Origin of the sequence: Roseiconus lacunae (genome assembly GCF_008312935.1) — a bacterium.
Taxonomy (GTDB): Bacteria; Planctomycetota; Planctomycetia; order Pirellulales; family Pirellulaceae; genus Stieleria; species Stieleria lacunae.
This window is the reverse complement of the sequence record NZ_VSZO01000014.1, coordinates 261073-279027: the sequence shown is the minus strand read 5'-3', so window position 1 is coordinate 279027 and position 17955 is coordinate 261073. Positions and strand designations below refer to the sequence as shown.

Here is a 17955-nt window from a genome sequence, read left to right as displayed (position 1 = left end):
AGGCGGTTTGATGCTGAGTACGGCCTTGGAAATACTGAACAGATTGGCTGTGATGCTGCCACTACTTACGGTAGGGGTAAGTTCGCTAGCCGACGAAAAGAAGCTAGGTTTCGAGACCACCCACGAAGTCGTCTTAAAGCAGCTCAGCCAGGGCTTGTACCATGTGAAGGTTGACCTGGGTGAACTGCCAATCGGCATGAAAGGAAACGTTCACATTGACTTAATTAACAATTTTGATCTCGATTTCCCCGTAAAAGATCTGAAGGCAAGTTGCGGATGCACTTCGGTAAGCTTCGATAAGGACACGATAGCTGCTGGGGCGACCGTTCGCTTGGAGCTTGCCCTGAACACCCAGATGATTCGTCGCAACGCGGAACAGGCATTTCAGATACGACTGGTCTCGGGACGCGGCGACCGGCACGATATCACGTTAGCGGTTCGTTATCGACTGGCTGGGATGGTCGCATTCGGCAAAGAGATGGTATCTCAGGAGATCAATGCTGACGTCAAGAGACAGCAGCTAGCGGTCCCCTTCTTTCTAACACCCCCAACGCTACCAAAACAAGTTTCTTTCGAGATGTCACCATCGAACGATGGCGTGTCTGCCAAATTGGCTCCAGCAGATTCAGGGTGGCAAGTAATCATTGATGTTGAACCGCTTTTTCTTCCAAGGAAAGGTTTTTTTACCACTCTTAATGCGATGAATGACGCTGGTGAAACAGTTGATCATATGTCGCTGGTGTTTTATCAAGCAAAGGACATCGAGCTCTCGCCTCGGACACTTATCTTCCGTGGAAACGATGAGAAGATCGGGGCGGATGGAATCCTTCATTTGCACGACGAGAAAGATCGTCCAGCGAACGATCGCCCGCCGAATGTTAGCGCGAAATTGGGCGAACTGAAACTCGCTGTCAAATGCACCAGAATCGGGAAAGGTATTTACCGACTGCATGTCAATTGCGATCGAGAGAAGCTGGCCGTTCCTGCGGAGGTTGCTGATGCCGGAACAGAAATTTCATGGCACATCGTCACCGCCTCTCGCGTTGTAGGCTTGTCTTCGCGAGTTCATTTTTCCAGCATTGCGAATCCTCCAACCCCTTGAGGCCGTTTCAAATGTTCAGAACCCTGTATGCCGGTACGTTTTTTTGCGTATTGATGACAACAAACGCCTTGGCGGACTGCTACTACATCTACCGACCGACCTGTGAGGATATGGAAAGTGTGATTGGAATCCCCAATACCACTTGCGTCGATTTCCCTTGTGACGAAGGGATGGAGTGGGAATGCCCTTCCGGGACATTTTCGACGTTCTACCACCCTGTTTCGCAAGTTGACTACCCGCTCACACCACCGCCTGGTGAATGCGGAAAGGACGACTACACGAATGACTGGAACTACGAGACGGATTGTATCATGATGACAGAATGCAAGTTGTGTAGTCCTTACAATAAATGCAGATCCGACTTTTCGACATCAGTGCTTACCTTTCCGTTCCCGAAGGTCGTTTTGACTGGCAATGAGTGTGGAGATTGTCAGCCGTGATACCGACAGCAAGCTACATCAAGACGCAGTTTTTCCGCTTCTCATCTCCGAGGAATCTCACCAAATGGCTCGGTGGATTGCTCAGTTTCTTCGTTGCAGCTGCGTGGCCGCTGGTCGCCCATGGCCAAGCAGACAGGTTTGATTACGACGATGACCGTCGCGAAGAGGTAGAGTCAATTCTGTCAGGCTACGCGTCAAACCTTCAAGCGCTGGAAAGTTACGACGTTCTTATACAGATGGATTCGTCATGGGTTAGCGACAAGGCACCGATAGTCCAGACCGTAACGTATGTCCGGATGTTGTTCGACCACGGAAGCCAACGATACTTGGCCGTCGAGCGTTCGACGACCGATAGCTGGGTTCGGCCTAAGAAAGATGTCGAGGCGCGAAGGACTGATCAGCTGATTGCGGGCGCTAGCTTTAATGGAGCCACATCGCTTCGGCTACGACCTGATCTCCGCATGGCCAGCACCAGTATGGAGGGAGGATTCAGCAATCTGTACAACACCCCTGACATTGAGAATATCGGTCTATACAGATTCCCTGCTTCGTTTCGTCTTCAAAGTGATGAAAAGCGATCTGCAGAACGACGACGATTAAAAGCGAATATCAAGAAAATTCAACTGGATGAGAGTCGCGTCTTTATTGAAGTCAAAGATACTAAATTAAGAGACCGTCGCGTTACATTTGACCGACAGAATATGGTACCAAGGTCAGTAGTTGAATTTTTCACGCAGCAAAATGGTGAACGCGTCATGACTTGGAAGGAATCGTATTTTTTTTCCTTGCACCATGGGATTCAACTACCAGATAAAATAGTGCGTGAAAAAGTTGAAAGCAAAGAGGTGAATTCTAACAAGGTCTTGGGCACTTCGACGCTGATCGCTGACTTCAGTTGGATCAAAGTTAACGAGCCACTCGATGATGAGCTTTTTGTTACAAAGATTCTTGATCAGGACAACCGTTTGCTCCAGCTCTGTTCGCCAATCGATGGAGTCCCGGCAAAAGAGCGTTAAGACAATCGTGTTCTTCCGGGAGTTTAGGGGAAGTCGGCGGGAGTCATTTCGACCTCGGTGGTGAAGAACGCAGGTGGAGACAAAATTTGAAAACACCTACCCATCGCGCACAGCGAAGCCGTGGAGCTGCGTTTGGGAAATATTCCGTTGCCCCCTCTCGAATGAGTGGTTGCCGACTGGAGGACCTCTTGGGCACGACGAGTGATTGATGTGTTCCCGTTCGGTTTTCCTGAACGTTGGGGGGCTAGAGAAGCAAGCTCTTTATCAGCATCGATGAATTGGCGATTAAGGCAATGCCGCGATCAGTACCACGACGCGGGTCGCGATCGACTGACCGGTGCCGATTTCGCCGACGCCTTCGCCGGTCTTTGCTTTGAAGCTGACACGATCGGGCGCCATCTCCAATAGCTCCGCCACGGTCTGGCGCATCGTATCGATGTGGGGGGCCATCTTGGGGCGTTCGACCAAGATCACTCCGTCCAGGTTGACGACGGAGTATCCTCGCTTGCGAACCCTGGAAAAGGCTTCGAGAAGGAAGTCGCGGCTGTCACGACCTTTGTTGACGTCCTGGTCGTCGGGAAACAGCCGGCCGATGTCGGAGTCGCAGATCGCCCCCAGCAGGGCATCGGTGATCGAGTGCAGCAGAACGTCGGCGTCGCTATGGCCGACCGCGTGGACCTTGGCGGGGATATCGACCCCACCGATTCGCAGCGGGCCGCCTTGTTCAAGTCGGTGTGAATCGTAGCCGAGCCCGATTCGAATGTCTGGCAAGCTGACTTCCTGGCTGCTCATTGGCTGATTGGTCCGCCGTGATGGCATGGAGAGGGCGACGACGAGATTTCCGTTTCATGCATGGTCGTCAGAATTTAGTTCTGGCCATTACAATACCGATTCACAACGCCGATCCCAATGGCACGGACCATTCATGTCGATCATCGAAGCTCAAAACCTGGCCAAGTCGTATCGTGTCTATCGCAAGGGCGAGGGCCTTCGGGAAAGTATTCGTGGACTGTTTCATCGCGAATACGAGGAGGTCCATGCGGTTCGCGGGATTGATTTGAAAGTGGAAACCGGGGAGTTCGTTGCCTTTTTGGGCCCCAACGGTGCCGGTAAGACCACCACGCTGAAACTGCTTAGCGGCGTGATCGATCCCACCGGCGGCACCGCAACGGTCATGGGGTACGTCCCCTGGCAGCGAAAGAATGCTTATCGCCGACGCTTCGCACTTGTCATGGGGCAGAAAAATCAATTGTGGTGGGACCTGCCTGCCCAAGAGTCGTTTCGATTGCAGCAGCAGATCTATGGCATCCCAGTCGAGCAATTCCGTGCGACGCTCGACGAATTGACAGATCTGCTGGAAGTCCGACCGCTACTGAAACAACCGGTGCGTGAGTTGTCGCTCGGCGAACGGATGAAAATGGAATTGATCGCGGCGCTCCTGCACAGCCCCGACGTGCTGTTTCTTGATGAACCGACGATCGGGCTGGATGTGATCGCCCAGCACAACATTCAGCAATTCCTGCGGTACTATCAAGAAAAACGCAAGATCACGATTCTGCTGACCAGTCACTACATGAAAGACGTCGCCGCCCTTTGCAAACGTGTCGTCGTCATCGCCCGTGGTCAGATTCAGTACGACGGATCGCTGGCCGGGATCATTGACAAGTTTTCCGGATACAAGATCATCACCGTTCAATTTCCGGAGAACCATCACGTCGAGACCGGGAACTTGGGCGAGTTGCTCTCAGAAACCTGGCCAAAAGTTAAGCTGCGTGTCGAAAGAGCCGAAGTGCCGCGCACGCTGTCCCGGCTGCTGTCAGAACACCCGATCGAGGATGTCGCTGTCGAGGACCCGCCGCTTGAGGATGTGATCGCTGAATTATTTCGAGAATCCAGCGATCGCGCCGCCGCAGAGCCGGCGCCGGCCTAATTGCCCGCCGTTGCCAGTTTTGACTCCCCCGATGGCGGCCGTCATGCAACACTTGCAAAATAACCGCTGCGAGCGAACGGGCGCCACATCGGTAGCGGTCCTAACGTTGCAGGCACAGCGACCGGAAAACTAGAGGAATAGTCAAAGGACAGACTGATGGCGAAGCTGACGCTACGCGATATCGAATTGGTTTACGACGGAGAATCGCTGACGATTTGCAGCGTCGAGAATGAAGATGCGCGGTTGACCTTGGATGAACACGCCGTCGAAGAACTCATCCATTTCGTCGAAACCATTCAGCGGAGCAAAAGCGCGATCCCGGACGACGACAATCGTCGCCAGTCGTTTCGTGTTCCGATTCTCCGCCGTGACGACCTGCAGGTCCTGATTCATTTTCGAGGCATGGAATTCGAGGGACGCCCCGAAAACGTCAGCATGACCGGGGTGTTTATCAAAGCCAGCGACCGCGATCCCGTGCAATTCCAGATCGGTGACGAAGCCCGGTTAGTGCTAACCTGCAACGACGAAAGCATCGAAATGAAGGGCGTCGTCAGACGAATCGCTCGCAACGGTTATGGATTCTTTTTTCCAGCCTGCTTACGATTTCACCAAGTCGACCCGCCTCCCGAGGTGCGCCGGCTTGTCATGGAACTTCAGCGACGCTGGATGATGTACCGAACCGACTGACGCTTCTCAAGGTCTCGACGCGATGTCTATCAAACGACTCACCTGCCCCGGATGTGGTCAATCGGTCAACGTCCCCGCTTCGATGGCCAAAGCCCAGTGTCCCGGTTGCGGTCAAGTGTTTTCCACCACTCAGCCGGTCGCCAGCCCGGCAAAACGCGTTGCCCCCAGCCCGGCAGCGGCAAAGGGCCAACGCGACGGCGCAACCAGCGCGGACGAAAGCAAAATGCTGCAGTGGGTGCTCGTCCTCGGTGTTTGCTTCGTTGCGATGGGCGTATTGATCGTGCTGACGTATTTCCGCGTCTCTGGCGAAAAAGAACAATCAAAACAAGCCGCGGAAGTCGCCGCTGCGGCAGAAGCCAAAGCGGAAGAAGAAGCCCGTCGTAACATCGAATATCGCGTCGTCGACCTTCCTGAATCGACACGAATGAAAATCTATCGCGACTACACAGCGATGACGGACTCGATGGGGCGAAATTCTAAGAAAGTTCCCAGCAGCGGCGCCGCCGGCAAAGCCTTCAACCAACTGATGCAAACGACCGCCGATCGGGAAGTGACGCATTTCGCACTGAATCACAACATCAGCGAAGAAGACGTGATGCAAATCGTCCTCGAAGGTCAGGCAAACGACTGGTAGGCCGAAAAACCGTCGCAAGATGAGAGCCAGAGGCGCCATCAAAACGACAGCGCATTGCCAGGCGCGTTCTGCTTTTGTAAGTCGAAGGCGCGAATGCTTCGTGTCGATCAAAAACTCGGGTTCGACTTATTAGTCGATGGTCGTTAGCCCCAGTTATTGCACCGAAACCGTGGTGAACGCCAATCGGCTAATCCTGATTTCGAATGCTGACGGGACACACACTTGAGGTTCCGTTTTGCCGCTCCAGAGGATAGCTCGTGCGATTTCTCCTCCAGTCTCGTGCATTGGCACGCTCGATGCGTCACTCAACCGCTGGACTTTTGAATCCCCGACATTTGCGCGGCACCTGGCGTGATTGTCGTTGAAAGCCAATCCTGCGTTTGAAGACCAGAGTTTCGTTGCTTGTTCAAATCGAGCACTTGGATGTGATTCAGACGTTCGGTCCCTTGATTGGGTCATTGTTCTCATCCTCCCAACCGTTTCTAGAAAGGAACCTCCATCATGTTGAAGAAAGTGCTTTTGGCCGTTGTCGTCTGCATCGGATCGTTTGCCATCTCCCAATCAACCGCCCAAGCCGACGACTGTTACCGTGGTCGACGCGGACATGTCCATCATCGCCACTACAACTACCGGCCGCCGGTCCGCTACAGCAGCTCGATTTACTCGGCACGCTCGCCGTATTACCGTCCCCCGATCAGTCGCTCGCCGTATTATGGCGCGTACCGCTATCCATACGGCGGATCTTACATCGGACGTTCTTACATCGGTCCCGGTGTCGGCATCGGATACAACTCTTTCAGTCCCTACCGGGGCAGTGGAATCTCGATCGGTATCGGGTTTTAGATCGATGGGCGACGCTGATGCGGTGGAAAACATCACTGGTCGGTGTTTCGGTGATGGGTCTTCGCTTTGGCGAAACTGGTGAGATTCAACCGGTGATTCGATCCAAAACAAATGAAACGAATTGAAGAGCTCGACCGATTGGTCGAGCTTTTTTCTTTGGTTTGCGGCCGGCGAAGCGTGTGATCGGCAGCGACGATTTTCACCACCATCTATGATGGAGACGAATAAGATCGACCCCTCACCCACAGCGATGAACCCGAGTGGACAAGAAGCAAAAGAAACGGTTGGACGTGATCAACAAGAAACTGACCAGTCTGCGTCAACAGTTGGCCGGGTCTCGGCAGCAAGCAGATGACTTGGACGAACTGAAAGAACTTGAAGACACGATCGCAAAGCTCGAAGCGGAAGCGGCGGAAATCAAAGCGTCGAAGTAGCCGTGGCGGATCGAAAACCAGTTCCGACCCTCTTTGAGGGGCAATCGCCTGATCCCGTCTTGGTGATGGGGATGCACAACAGCGGCAGTACGGCGCTGTCTCGCTGCCTCCATGCTTGCGGATTGTTCATGGTGAATAATGCGACTCAGTGCGAGTCACATTTCTTTTCCAACTATGTCAACGACGAATTGTTGATGGGCGGTGGTTCAAACTGGGCCAACTACCCGATCATGTCAGTCGATGAGGTCATGAGTTACCGTGATACGGTCGGTGAGTTCATGTTACAGCAATGGCGAATCGACTTGATGCAGTGGGGCTACGACGGTGTCTCACCGTGGGGGATCAAGGATGCCCGGACGTGCGTTCTGCTGCCGTTGTATTTGGACGTGTTTCCGAATTGCAAGGTACTGTTTATCCGGCGAGACCCATACGACATCGCAGCCTCACTGTCCCATCGCGAAAAACCCGGCGTGGGGGTATTCAACGATCCCCAGCACTGGAAAAAATTGACGTTGGCTCATTTCGAACGTGTCGAAACGTTTGGCCGCCAACACCATTCATATCATGTTGTCGGCTATGAAGAATTGTGCCAGCGACCGGTTGAAGTGGGGCGGCGTATCCATCAGTTCCTTGAGCTGCCTTTTAGCGACCGGCACGGCGACGTATACGCCCAAACGATGCGCACCGATCGTTTAGGGACCAGGGCATGGACGGCGTTTAAGTGGCGTGTGATGGCGATCAAGAAAGGCTTTCAGGTGATGTTCGAATGAGTGGAATTATCGGTCGTGCAACAACGTTGATGGCCAGACTGTTGCGGCGATCCCGTTACGAGGTTGCTCGACGTTTGATGCCGAGCACGGCCGTCCTCGGTCCGAAAGTCGTCCCACGGGTTCGCGGCCCCTTAGGCGAACAGTCGGACGTTCGGCTGAATCTCGGCTGTGGTCCGATGCACCTAGACGGTTATGTCAACATCGATGCCGACCCGCGTGCGTGTGCGGATTTTTACATGCGGTTTGACGAGGTCGCGGAAGCTTTCGCCCGAGACAGCATCGTCGAGATCTTGATGATTCATTCGCTCAGCTATCTGAATCTTTGGCAGGCTCGCGATTTCTTTCACGACGCCTACCGCTTGCTCCGGACGGGTGGGAAACTGATCGTCGAGCTTCCGTCGATCGAAAAGTGTGCTCGTCATCTGCTGGAGTCATCCGGCGACCAGGAGGAGTACTTGGAAGCAGTCCGCGGCATCTATGCGTTTGATCCGAGTGAAATATCGAACAAAGTCGACTTTACATCGTACTCATTTGGTTGGTCTAGCTGGCACCTTAAAGCCGAACTGACCGCCGCCGGCTTTTCGCAATTTAGCGAATCCGAGCCACACTACCACGAACAACCTTGGCGAGACATTCGCTTGGAAGCCACCAAGTGAAACCCCGTCGGCTTGGTCACCCCAAATTCAATCTGATCTGAACGCATGGCGAAATTTGCTGACACGCGTGACAAGTCGATTCTGCCAGTCGATGGAAAGAATCTTGTCTTATTCCATCCGCATGTTCCCGAAAATGCGATCGATGAAATCGCAGACACGCTAAAGACGCGTTGGATCGGTCAGGGGCCCAAGGTCGATCGATTCGAAACAGAATTTCGCGATTGGTTAGGTTCCAAGCACCATCCCATCGCGGTCGGTTCGTGTACCGATGCGATGCACTTGGCCTACGTCTTGGCGGGCGTCCAGCCGGGTGACGAAGTGATCGTGCCGGTCTTCACTTGCACCGCGACGAGTATCCCACTGCTGTACCACGGCGTCAAAATACGGTTCGCCGATGCCCAGGCCGGGACGATGAACATCGACCCGGGCCACGTTCGTTCGCTGGTGACTGAAAAAACGAAGGCGATCGTTTGTGTTCACTACGGCGGCTTGCCCTGCGACATGGATGAATTGCAAGCGATCGCCGATGAGTGTGGGGTGCCACTCATCGAAGATGCCGCCCAGGCGGTCGGCGCCAGCTATCGCGGTCGCCCCGTCGGAGGCATGTCCGATTTCACGGCTTTCTCGTTCCAAGCGATCAAGCACATCACGACCGGGGATGGCGGTATGTTGATGCTTCGCGATCCGGAGCTTGTCGATAAGGCACAACGCATCCGCTGGTTTGGGATTGATCGCAAAGCCAAACAAGGCGGAACTTGGGCAAACGATATCTATGAAGTCGGTTACAAATACCAGATGACCGACATCGGTGCCGCGATGGGACTCGCCGCGCTGAAAACCATTGACCAATCGCTTGACCAACGCAAAGCAATTCTCGCGACCTATATCGATGGGTTAGCCGGTATCGATGGACTGGAAGTTGTCGGTGCCAACTCGAACGACCGAGTCCATGCCGCTTGGCTGTGCACGGTGTTGGTCGACCGGCGTCAAGATTTGGAGCGTAAACTCCGCGACGCTCGAATCGAATCGGGACAGGTTCACTTTCGAAACGATCGCTACAGCGTGTTTGCACCGTTTCGAGAAGGCGAACTACCCAACATGAACGCGATGGAAAATCGTTACCTGGTGTTGCCACTGCACACTCACATGGACGTCGATGATGCCAAACGAGTTTGCGATGTCATCAAGAGCGGTTGGTAGCCCCGCCATTGAATCGCATTGACATGAAAAAGGTCTTGATCGTTTACGAATCGCTGGCGACACCGACCACGATGGTTCGTGGCCTGCAGTTCGAGCCCTGCTTTGCAGACGATGCAGAATTGACGGCGACCTTCATCGGTCGATCCAGCGAACGTATGAATTCGATCATGCAGCGTTGGCCATGGCGCCCCTCGCTTCGCCGGCCTGCGATCTGGGCCGAAAACAAAGTTTTGCGTCAACGCGAAGATCAAATCGTCGAACTGGCAAAATCACACGACGTCGTGATGCTTGTGACGGTCCCATCGTGGTCGCTTCATCAACGCTTGGTCGATCTACCACAAACGAAGGTCGTGACCGACTTGATTGATGCCGTTTGGTTGCCTGCGTTCCAGTCGGCCGGATGGCAACACATCCATGACATGCTGGCGACGTCCGATTTAGTCATCTGTGAAAACGAATTCACCGCTAAATACTGCCGTGATCATCAGGCATCATTCGAGATTGTGCCCGATTCGCCTCAGCTGGAAGTGTTTGATCAGGCCCGCAATCACATTCAACCAAACGAACCAAGAACAACGATCGGCTGGATCGGCGGCAAGTACACTGCCGACGCTCTTTACCGAATTTTCGAACCGCTGGAATCTCTATTCCGCACACGCACCGATTTGGACTTACTACTGGTCGGGGCAGATCCGGATCGATTACCGCGATTCGAATCATTCACACCCAAAGTGGTCAGCCACTATGACCAAGCCGCGATGGTCGATCTGGCTTTGTCGATCGACATCGGCATCTTCCCGATGTTCAATGTCGACGAATCGCTCTATCGCGGTGCATTGAAGTCGCGAGTTTATATGGCAGCGGAAACCGCCGTGATCGCGCAACGTCTCGGTGACAACGAAACGTTGATCGAGCATGACGTCAATGGAAAGCTCGCCGGGAGTGACATAGAGTGGCTTGATTCGCTGGAGCAACTGGTCGAACAAGCTGACCTTCGAAATCAACTTGCCGCCGCGGGCCTTGCTACCGTGCGAAGTCGCTATTCGCGAGAAGCCTGCTACGCTCGCCTACGCAACGCTCTGCTGTCCGTCTAAATCGACATTTGATGCGTCTGGCAATCTGAAACGACTACCGCCGGTGATCCGCTGGAAACCGTAGATATCGCAAGCGTTACCGAACCGTGTTCACCTACGCGGTTTCGCGTTCCAATTAGAAAGTGGGGCGTCATTGTTGCCCGATCACTCGAAACTTAGACGCATAGCTGTCGGCACAAATTTGAATCCACTTCAACGGCAAAGCATCTGCACCAACAGGCTAGCCCGTTGGTCGCCAACGGGTTGATTGAACGCCAGATATCTTGAACGTCAGCATGCTATCGGCGCAGATCATGAAAATCATTGGCGATGTTCGTGCTGCGATCGGCGGAGCTCGCCCGCCGATCGATCAACGACGATGCCTGCCATGGTGCTTGCCGTGGTGCGAATGAGAGTGTCCGGGAATCACACCTCGATAGCCTCCGTGGCGATGCACGTGTGGTGAGCGATAATCGTATCGGGAATGCCGTGGGGGCTGGTAGTATCTTCCGTAGTAGCTTCGGTAGAAGTTGTAGCCGCGGGCGTAGGGTTGATACCCGTGTGATCGATATGAAAAAGCGGGATTGGGTCGCGATCCGGGATGGTGGGAACCAAACGACGATGGCCCATAGGTACCAATACTAAATGAAAAGCCTTGCGCTTTTGCGTTCGATGTATCCGCCCATCCAATTCCCGCGAAGACGAGTAGTGGGGCGACCATCAGAGTAATTTTTCGAAACATGTTTCTGTCCGTGAATGGTAGTGAAATTGTCGTGACGCTCGATCCGGCAAACCGTCCTTCCATTGAAGGCCAGCGCCGGACGTACAAACCGAGCCGATGATTCTTCGGGTTGCATCCCGAAGGCCAATTCGTCCTCCGTGAGGCAAAACGCGTGAAACACGGGTGAAACCGATGTTTTCGCGGTGAGAACCGAGCGAGAAGTGACATCACATCGACAACAAACTTGTATTGATCTGAGAATCGCGGCCGTTTCCCCAGTGGGCGGATTGATGACGCCCACGTGGTGATCGGGATCGGATAGGATTTCTCGCGGCCAGGGGAGGCAAGGGTTCGGCAGGGAAGCAGCCAAACCGCGAGAAGAAGGAATGATTCCATGGGCGCCGCTGACAAACGCCGGCAAAAGCTTGAACAACTCTTTAAGACACTTGCGCCGATCAGTGCTTTCTCGAAGCAACAAGCCCGCGAATGTTGTTCCGAGCTGACGGCAGGTTTTGTCAGTTCAACACTGAAAGATTTGGTCCGCGAGGGCATTCTGGATCGCTATCAAAGCGATGATCGAGAGACCTATGCGTGGCGGAACGCCCAAGTCCGCGTCGATCCGTCACACTGGATCGAACGCCAGATTTGTGGAAGCCAAGTGACCGCCCAACCCGAGCACGAACGCCCGCGAGAACGTCTTCTAGCGGTCGGAGCTGAAGGTCTTGGTGATGCCGACTTACTCGCGATCTTGATTCGCGTGGGCGTCAAAGGCGAGTCGGCAGTCGAGGCGGGACGCCGGCTTTCCCGAGCCTTTTCTGAGAACCTAGCCGAGCTACGGCTGACCAGCAAAGACGATTTGCGGAACCTCAGCCCCGCCGTGACGGTGACCAGCTACGCCGCGATCATGGCTGGAATTGAGTTGGGCCGAAGGGTTGCCGATTCTGAAAAACGTCAACGTCGCGAACGGACGCCGATCACCAGCACCGGGGCGGCGATCGAATTTTGTGACGATGTGTTCAGCAATCTCGCGTTGAGCGGGGTCCAGGAAGAATTCCACATCGTAACGCTCAGCACGAAACATTTGCCGATCAATACCCATCTGATCACGCGAGGAACACTCGATGCCAGCCTGGTTCACCCGCGTGAAGTGTTTCGGCCGGCGATTCGCGACTCGGCATCGGCAGTGATTTTGGTTCACAACCACCCTTCTGGTGATTCGACCCCCAGTCGAGAGGATCACCAAGTCACACATCGGTTGACCGAAGCGGGCAAACTGCTGGGCATTTCGGTACTGGACCACATCGTGGTCGCATCGGAAGGTTCGATCAGTATTCGAGAATCGAGCTGAAACCCACTCGGCTGGCCTGTCCCGGGCGATTATCTTGTCGGTTCCAGTTTGATGCTTCGGCATCTTCCCACCTGCCTAGCCCACCTAATTGGACATCCATGAACCACCTTTATGTTCATTGTGTCGTTCGTCGTTTTCTTCCACATGACCGTCAATCGGTTCGCTCGGCCCGACCGACGTATCGCAATCGTGGCTTCGCAGCGCTTATAGCTGGCGTGATCGGTATTGCCACCCTTGCTTCAACGAGCAACGCGGAAGAATTTACATCCGAAAAAAGCTCTGCCGAATCCCCCAGCGCTTCATCCGACACCACGGCAGCGGCGTCAACCTCCCCCGACGTTGATGCAATGCAAGAGATGCAGAAACGCTCGATCCAAACCCAAAAACCGGTATATGGGCATTGGGGCGCGAACCCACAAGAATTCAGCACCTGGACGAACCATAGCAACCGGCTCATTCCTGTTTATACATTTGGGATGACGTTGAACCGCTGGCGCGAACGGGGAAGCGTCTATCACGACGAAGCGGGCCTGAAGGCGATGGACGGCAAGTTAGGTGACGGCGTGGTCAATCCACATGCGACCTACTACGACCAGACCGATATCTATTCATTGCAGAAGGCTGCCGTTGACGCCGGCTACACCAACATCATTGTGATGGTATTTGATGGGATGGACTGGCAAACGACACGTGCCGCTTCGATCTACAACACCGGAACGATCCCGTATCAAACTGGTCGCGGAACGGGCTTGCACTTTCAAGATGACCGACGAACCAAGACAGACTTTGGATTGGTCGTGACCAGCGCCGCCGCCGGTGGTGCAAAGTGGGATGTGGATGCTCAGGTCGTCAATTCGGTCAACGGAGGATCCAAGCGTGGGTACAACGTTCAACTGGCCGGACGAACGCCTTGGGACGAACGAGCAAACAGCGAGTACTTGCTAGGAAAAGACCGAAGTCTGCCGCACATTGTCACCGATTCGGCGTCTTCGGCGACCAGCTTGTTCAGCGGGATCAAGACTTACAATGGCTCGATCAATGTCGCCGTTGATGGTTCTCAGGTGACGCCGATCGCTCGTGAGTTACAACGCGATCGAGGCTTCAAAGTCGGACTGGTCACCAGCGTCCCGGTCAGCCATGCGACCCCGGCTGCCGCTTACGCGAACAACGTAACACGAAAAGACTATCAGGATATCTCGCGTGACTTGGTCGGCTTGCCATCGTCTGCCCACCGCAACGAACCGCTTCAAGGCGTAGACGTTCTGATTGGCGGTGGCTGGGGCGAAGGCAAAGGCGAGGATGACGTCCAGGGTCGTAACTTTGCCAAAGGCAATCCGTTTTTTCATCAAGAAGACATCAAGAGTGTCGACTTGAAAAACGGCGGCAAGTATCGAGTCGTTCAGCGCAACGAAGGACAAAATGGGCGGGAAGCGTTGTTAGCAGCGGCGCAGCAAGCGACCGACAATGACGAGCGTCTGCTAGGATTCTACGGGGTCAAAGGTGGCCACCTTCCGTTCTCCACTGCCGACGGCAACTATGACCCCACCTTGGATGTCAAAGGCAAAGAACGGTATGCCGAAGCTGACCTAATCGAAAACCCTGACCTTGCCGACATGACCGAAGCGGCATTGACGGTGCTCGAAAAGTCGATCGATGGATTTTGGTTGTTGGTCGAAGCCGGCGATGTGGATTGGGCCAATCACGCGAACAACTTGGACAACAGCATCGGCGCGGTATTGAAAGGCGATGCCGCATTCAAGAAAATCATGGATTGGGTCGACGAAAACAACGGATGGGACCACACCGTCGTGATTGTCACCGCGGACCACGGACACTACCTCGTGATCGATGACCCCAAGTCGATCGCCGAAGCGGGACAATAAGTGCTGTCCCCAATCGGCACCGATCGCAACCTGAGAACCCCAAGGAATTGAACGTGCTGAATCGACGCGAATGTTTGTCACGTTGTGGAGTCGGACTCGGAGCGATGGCGTTGGCTGACCTGCTCGTCCGTGATTCACCGGCATCGGCCGGCGCGGGAGTCCTCAGCGGCGGGCTGCATTTTCCGGCCCGGGCCAAACATGTCATTCACTTATTTATGAATGGCGGCCCCAGCCACGTCGACACGTTCGACTACAAGCCGGAACTCAATCGATTTGCCGGAAAGACGGCCCCCAACGGAAACTTGAAAACCGAACGTCCGACCGGCGTGGTCCTCGGGTCTCCGTTTGAATTCAAACCGTACGGTGAATCTGGCATTCATGTCAGCGAGTTGTTTCAAAAAACAGCTCGGCACATAGATGACATTTGCCTGATCCACTCCATGCGTGCCGACGTCCCCAACCACGAACCGTCGCTGATGTTGATGAACACCGGCGAATCGCGTTTGGTGCGACCGAGCGTCGGATCTTGGTTGACGTATGGACTGGGCAGTGAGAACGACAACTTGCCGTCCTTCGTCACCATGTGCCCCGGCGGGTATCCGATCAAAGAATCACAAAACTGGCAGAATGCATTTCTGCCCGGCAAGTATCAAGCGACCTATGTGGATTCCAATCATCGGCAAGTCGATCGCCTACTAGAGAACATCCGTAGCGAACTGGTCGCAAAGACCGATCAACGTGACCAGCTCGATTTTCTTGCCAAGCTGAATCAACGCCACGCGGCAGCTCGTGCTCATGACCCACAACTGGATTCTAGGATCGAATCATTTGAACTGGCTTATCGGATGCAAAGCGAAGCCGCGGACGCGTTTGATGTCACTGGTGAATCGAAAGCGATTCGCGAGGCCTACGGAGACCACGATTTTGGCCGGCAAACGCTGATCGCTCGGCGACTCGTCGAGCGTGGCGTGCGATACGTGCAGCTCTACACCGGAGCCGGGCAACCGTGGGACAACCACGATGACCTTGAAGCAGGCCATCGACGACTGGCAGGACAAGTCGATGGTCCGATTGCGGCGCTACTCGATGACCTGAAACGTCTTGGTTTACTAGACGAGACGCTGGTGATTTGGGGCGGAGAATTTGGTCGTACTCCGGTCGTCGAAATGCCTCGTGAAGGAACCAACCAGGGCAAGATGAACGGGCGTGATCATAACCACTGGGGCTTCACCGTCTGGATGGCAGGCGGAGGCGTCAAAGGCGGTCAAACAGTCGGCGCGACCGATGAGATTGGTTTCCAAGCGGTGGAAAACCGGGTCCATGTGCATGACCTGCACGCGACGATGCTGCGGTTGATGGGCATCGACCATAAACGATTGACCTACCGCTACGCCGGTCGTGATTTTCGATTAACCGACGTGCACGGACGGATCGTTGACGATGTGATCGCCTAGCCTAACCCAAGCACGCTGATCACCGTCCAACCGCCGGTGACAAGCATTGCCGCCGCGGACAACCAAAGACAAGCATCCCAGATCCTTCCGGGCTTTAGCTCGTCGACACAGCGACGGTAGCGAAAGTATAGCGCCGCGCCGGCGAGCATCGGTAGCATCACGCCTTGGGCGATCCCGCTGATCAACACCAGTTTCGCAGGCGACTGAAATTTGAGAAAGATGATCACACAGAGGATCGGGAACACGCCGCTGAGTATCCGCACCCACTTGCGATACGTTTCTTCGGCATGATCGATTAGACCAATCACTCGCAAGCAGTCGGCAAAGGTACGGGCGTGGGATGCGTTGGCGACAAAAAATGTCGAGTATAAAACGGCGATCGCACCGAACAAAAAGATAATCGCCGCCCAATCAGAAAACACCGGTTGGAACATCACGGCCAACGTTCTCACCATCGCACCTTTTTCTGGGTTCAATCCGACTCGATGCAGCACCGATGCGCCGAGCAGAAAAAAGGCCATGGTGGCGAAGGTATAAATCACCATCGCGCCCCAGGCATCAAACTTCATTACCCTCATCCAGCCGACCGCGCGTGCACGCCACTCGGGTGAACCATCGTTGGTCCCCGTGAAGCGACCGTATCCTTTTTCGAGGCACCAATACGGATAGGTAATCAGTTCGGCCGCACCGACACCGATAATTCCAAAGGTCGCCAACGCCGTCGCGATCGGATTCACACCTTCGGAACGTGCAGGAAATCCAAACGACAATCCCGAGAGAAACTCTTTTCCACTGACCGCAAATTCTGGTTCGCGTTGAAGCCAATACACATTGACGACCACCAGCAACGTGAAGGAAGCGACCAACGCGGTGCTGAATGACTGAATTAAACCGTAGCGGCCGACGACTAGAATCCCACTGGTCATCATCGCAATGATCACGGCCCAGATCGCGGCATCATGCGATTCCGATCGTCCTGCTTCGGTCGGTTGATACTCGCGGTCGTACTCGTTCCAAAGTTCCGCTATTTCAATCGACTGCTTCGCGTCGACCGATTGATCAATGTTCGCTTGGCTCGGCGACGACACCAGTTCTTGCGGTTCCGTCTCATGCTGCCGCGTTGCATGCTGTTCAGAGGCCCGATGGGCTGCTCGGAAAGCTTCGAATTTTTGTAATTGCTCCGCGTCGGCCGCCCGGTTGAACTTCGTCCCCTGCTCGGTCAACGGAGCCGTGATGGCGAGGGCTTGGCCGACTCCGCCGACGATGCCACCTAGCTGCGAGATGCTGGCCAGCCACATCACCAACCAATACCAGACTAACCAGTTGCCACGTCCTTGGATCCTTGGCCCGGGAACTTCGTCGAGGGCCATCAGCGTTGTTTTTCCACTGATGATCGCGTAGCGTCCGAATTCGATCTGGGCGAAAACCTTAATGACGCAGCCGATCAAAATTAGCCAGAGAAGACTGAACCCGGCTTCGGCGCCGGTCTTAGTCGTCGCGATCAATTCGCCGCTACCGACAATCGACCCGGCGACTATCAGACCGGGGCCGACACAGAGGATGATTCGCGAAAGACGACGGGGGGGATTGATCGTTTGGTTCATGGCGAGAGAGTTTAGCAGGTTTTCTACCGGTCAACGGTGATGATGCCGGGCCGGGTGGCGATCATCGATTGCAACTACGAATGCCGAAGCGATCGTCAGACGCTTGCGTGGAGAGGGGCACTCGGGTGATAATCGAAAGGCATCTTCGATACTCCATCAC

General features: G+C 54.5%; 16 protein-coding genes. 14 read left to right on the top strand and 2 right to left on the bottom strand.

Translation table 11 applies throughout. The features are described from left to right. The first annotated feature begins 25 nt into the window (after nt 1-25). Both FYC48_RS19310 and FYC48_RS19305 read left to right on the top strand, forming a co-directional pair. On the top strand, nt 26-1102 hold the full coding sequence (locus FYC48_RS19310; RefSeq protein WP_160149628.1) for a DUF1573 domain-containing protein: 1077 nt from the start codon (nt 26-28) through the stop codon (nt 1100-1102). A gap of 436 nt (nt 1103-1538) precedes the next feature. Next, nucleotides 1539-2558, top strand: coding sequence for a hypothetical protein (locus tag FYC48_RS19305; RefSeq protein WP_149498427.1), 1020 nt, complete (start codon nt 1539-1541; stop codon nt 2556-2558). 285 nt (nt 2559-2843) lie between these two features. On the opposite strand, the gene ispF is transcribed toward FYC48_RS19305, so the two are convergent. After that, complete coding sequence (ispF, locus tag FYC48_RS19300; protein ID WP_149498426.1) at nt 2844-3350, bottom strand: 2-C-methyl-D-erythritol 2,4-cyclodiphosphate synthase; 507 nt, start codon at nt 3348-3350, stop codon at nt 2844-2846. 133 nt (nt 3351-3483) lie between these two features. On the opposite strand from ispF, the gene FYC48_RS19295 reads away from it, so the two are divergent. From FYC48_RS19295 to FYC48_RS19245, 12 genes are all read left to right on the top strand, one after another. Further along, nucleotides 3484-4488 (top strand): ABC transporter ATP-binding protein, encoded by a 1005-nt coding sequence (locus FYC48_RS19295; RefSeq protein WP_149498425.1) that lies wholly within the window; start codon nt 3484-3486, stop codon nt 4486-4488. Between the two features lie 156 nt (nt 4489-4644). Next, a complete protein-coding gene (locus tag FYC48_RS19290; protein WP_149498424.1) occupies nt 4645-5175 on the top strand; it encodes a PilZ domain-containing protein in 531 nt (176 codons plus the stop codon). Nucleotides 5176-5197: 22 nt separating this feature from the next. Next, entirely contained in the window at nt 5198-5809 is a 612-nt protein-coding gene (locus FYC48_RS19285) for a zinc ribbon domain-containing protein (protein ID WP_149498423.1), read from the top strand. A gap of 501 nt (nt 5810-6310) precedes the next feature. Next, nucleotides 6311-6652, top strand: a complete 342-nt coding sequence (locus tag FYC48_RS19280; RefSeq protein WP_149498422.1) for a hypothetical protein — start codon at nt 6311-6313, stop codon at nt 6650-6652. A 260-nt stretch (nt 6653-6912) separates the two neighbouring features. Continuing rightward, nucleotides 6913-7086: a hypothetical protein gene (locus FYC48_RS28180; RefSeq protein ID WP_200836645.1), complete on the top strand. Its 174-nt coding sequence runs from the start codon at nt 6913-6915 to the stop codon at nt 7084-7086. A gap of 2 nt (nt 7087-7088) precedes the next feature. Next, the gene (locus FYC48_RS19275; protein ID WP_149498421.1) at nt 7089-7856 is read left to right on the top strand and encodes a sulfotransferase; all 768 of its coding nucleotides are present in this window, start codon (nt 7089-7091) and stop codon (nt 7854-7856) included. Continuing rightward, on the top strand, nt 7853-8512 hold the full coding sequence (locus tag FYC48_RS19270; RefSeq protein WP_149498420.1) for a class I SAM-dependent methyltransferase: 660 nt from the start codon (nt 7853-7855) through the stop codon (nt 8510-8512). Before FYC48_RS19275 ends, FYC48_RS19270 begins: the two co-directional genes overlap by 4 nt. Nucleotides 8513-8557: 45 nt before the next feature. Then, nucleotides 8558-9712 (top strand): DegT/DnrJ/EryC1/StrS family aminotransferase, encoded by a 1155-nt coding sequence (locus FYC48_RS19265; RefSeq protein WP_149498419.1) that lies wholly within the window; start codon nt 8558-8560, stop codon nt 9710-9712. A gap of 23 nt (nt 9713-9735) precedes the next feature. Beyond that, complete coding sequence (locus FYC48_RS19260) at nt 9736-10806, top strand: glycosyltransferase family protein (RefSeq protein ID WP_149498418.1); 1071 nt, start codon at nt 9736-9738, stop codon at nt 10804-10806. 1094 nt (nt 10807-11900) lie between these two features. Beyond that, nucleotides 11901-12854 carry a RadC family protein gene (gene radC / locus FYC48_RS19255; RefSeq protein WP_149498417.1) on the top strand — a complete coding sequence of 318 codons (954 nt, stop codon included), beginning with the start codon at nt 11901-11903 and terminating at the stop codon, nt 12852-12854. Between the two features lie 98 nt (nt 12855-12952). Further along, a complete protein-coding gene (locus FYC48_RS19250) occupies nt 12953-14737 on the top strand; it encodes an alkaline phosphatase (protein WP_235034331.1) in 1785 nt (594 codons plus the stop codon). A 47-nt stretch (nt 14738-14784) separates the two neighbouring features. Further along, entirely contained in the window at nt 14785-16191 is a 1407-nt protein-coding gene (locus tag FYC48_RS19245) for a DUF1501 domain-containing protein (RefSeq protein ID WP_149498416.1), read from the top strand. On the opposite strand, the gene FYC48_RS19240 is transcribed toward FYC48_RS19245, so the two are convergent. Further along, a complete protein-coding gene (locus FYC48_RS19240) occupies nt 16188-17795 on the bottom strand; it encodes an Nramp family divalent metal transporter (RefSeq protein WP_149498415.1) in 1608 nt (535 codons plus the stop codon). The genes FYC48_RS19245 and FYC48_RS19240 overlap by 4 nt on opposite strands. Nucleotides 17796-17955 lie beyond the last annotated feature (160 nt).

Excerpts from the sequence above, each read along its gene's own strand:
- ispF (WP_149498426.1), bottom strand. The coding sequence starts at position 3,350 with ATGAGCAGCCAGGAAGTCAGCTTGCCAGACATTCGAATCGGGCTCGGC.
- FYC48_RS19295 (WP_149498425.1), top strand. The coding sequence starts at position 3,484 with ATGTCGATCATCGAAGCTCAAAACCTGGCCAAGTCGTATCGTGTCTAT.
- FYC48_RS19290 (WP_149498424.1), top strand. The coding sequence starts at position 4,645 with ATGGCGAAGCTGACGCTACGCGATATCGAATTGGTTTACGACGGAGAA.
- FYC48_RS19285 (WP_149498423.1), top strand. The coding sequence starts at position 5,198 with ATGTCTATCAAACGACTCACCTGCCCCGGATGTGGTCAATCGGTCAAC.
- FYC48_RS19280 (WP_149498422.1), top strand. The coding sequence starts at position 6,311 with ATGTTGAAGAAAGTGCTTTTGGCCGTTGTCGTCTGCATCGGATCGTTT.
- FYC48_RS19270 (WP_149498420.1), top strand. The coding sequence starts at position 7,853 with ATGAGTGGAATTATCGGTCGTGCAACAACGTTGATGGCCAGACTGTTG.
- FYC48_RS19265 (WP_149498419.1), top strand. The coding sequence starts at position 8,558 with ATGGCGAAATTTGCTGACACGCGTGACAAGTCGATTCTGCCAGTCGAT.
- FYC48_RS19260 (WP_149498418.1), top strand. The coding sequence starts at position 9,736 with ATGAAAAAGGTCTTGATCGTTTACGAATCGCTGGCGACACCGACCACG.
- radC (WP_149498417.1), top strand. The coding sequence starts at position 11,901 with ATGGGCGCCGCTGACAAACGCCGGCAAAAGCTTGAACAACTCTTTAAG.
- FYC48_RS19250 (WP_235034331.1), top strand. The coding sequence starts at position 12,953 with ATGAACCACCTTTATGTTCATTGTGTCGTTCGTCGTTTTCTTCCACAT.
- FYC48_RS19240 (WP_149498415.1), bottom strand. The coding sequence starts at position 17,795 with ATGAACCAAACGATCAATCCCCCCCGTCGTCTTTCGCGAATCATCCTC.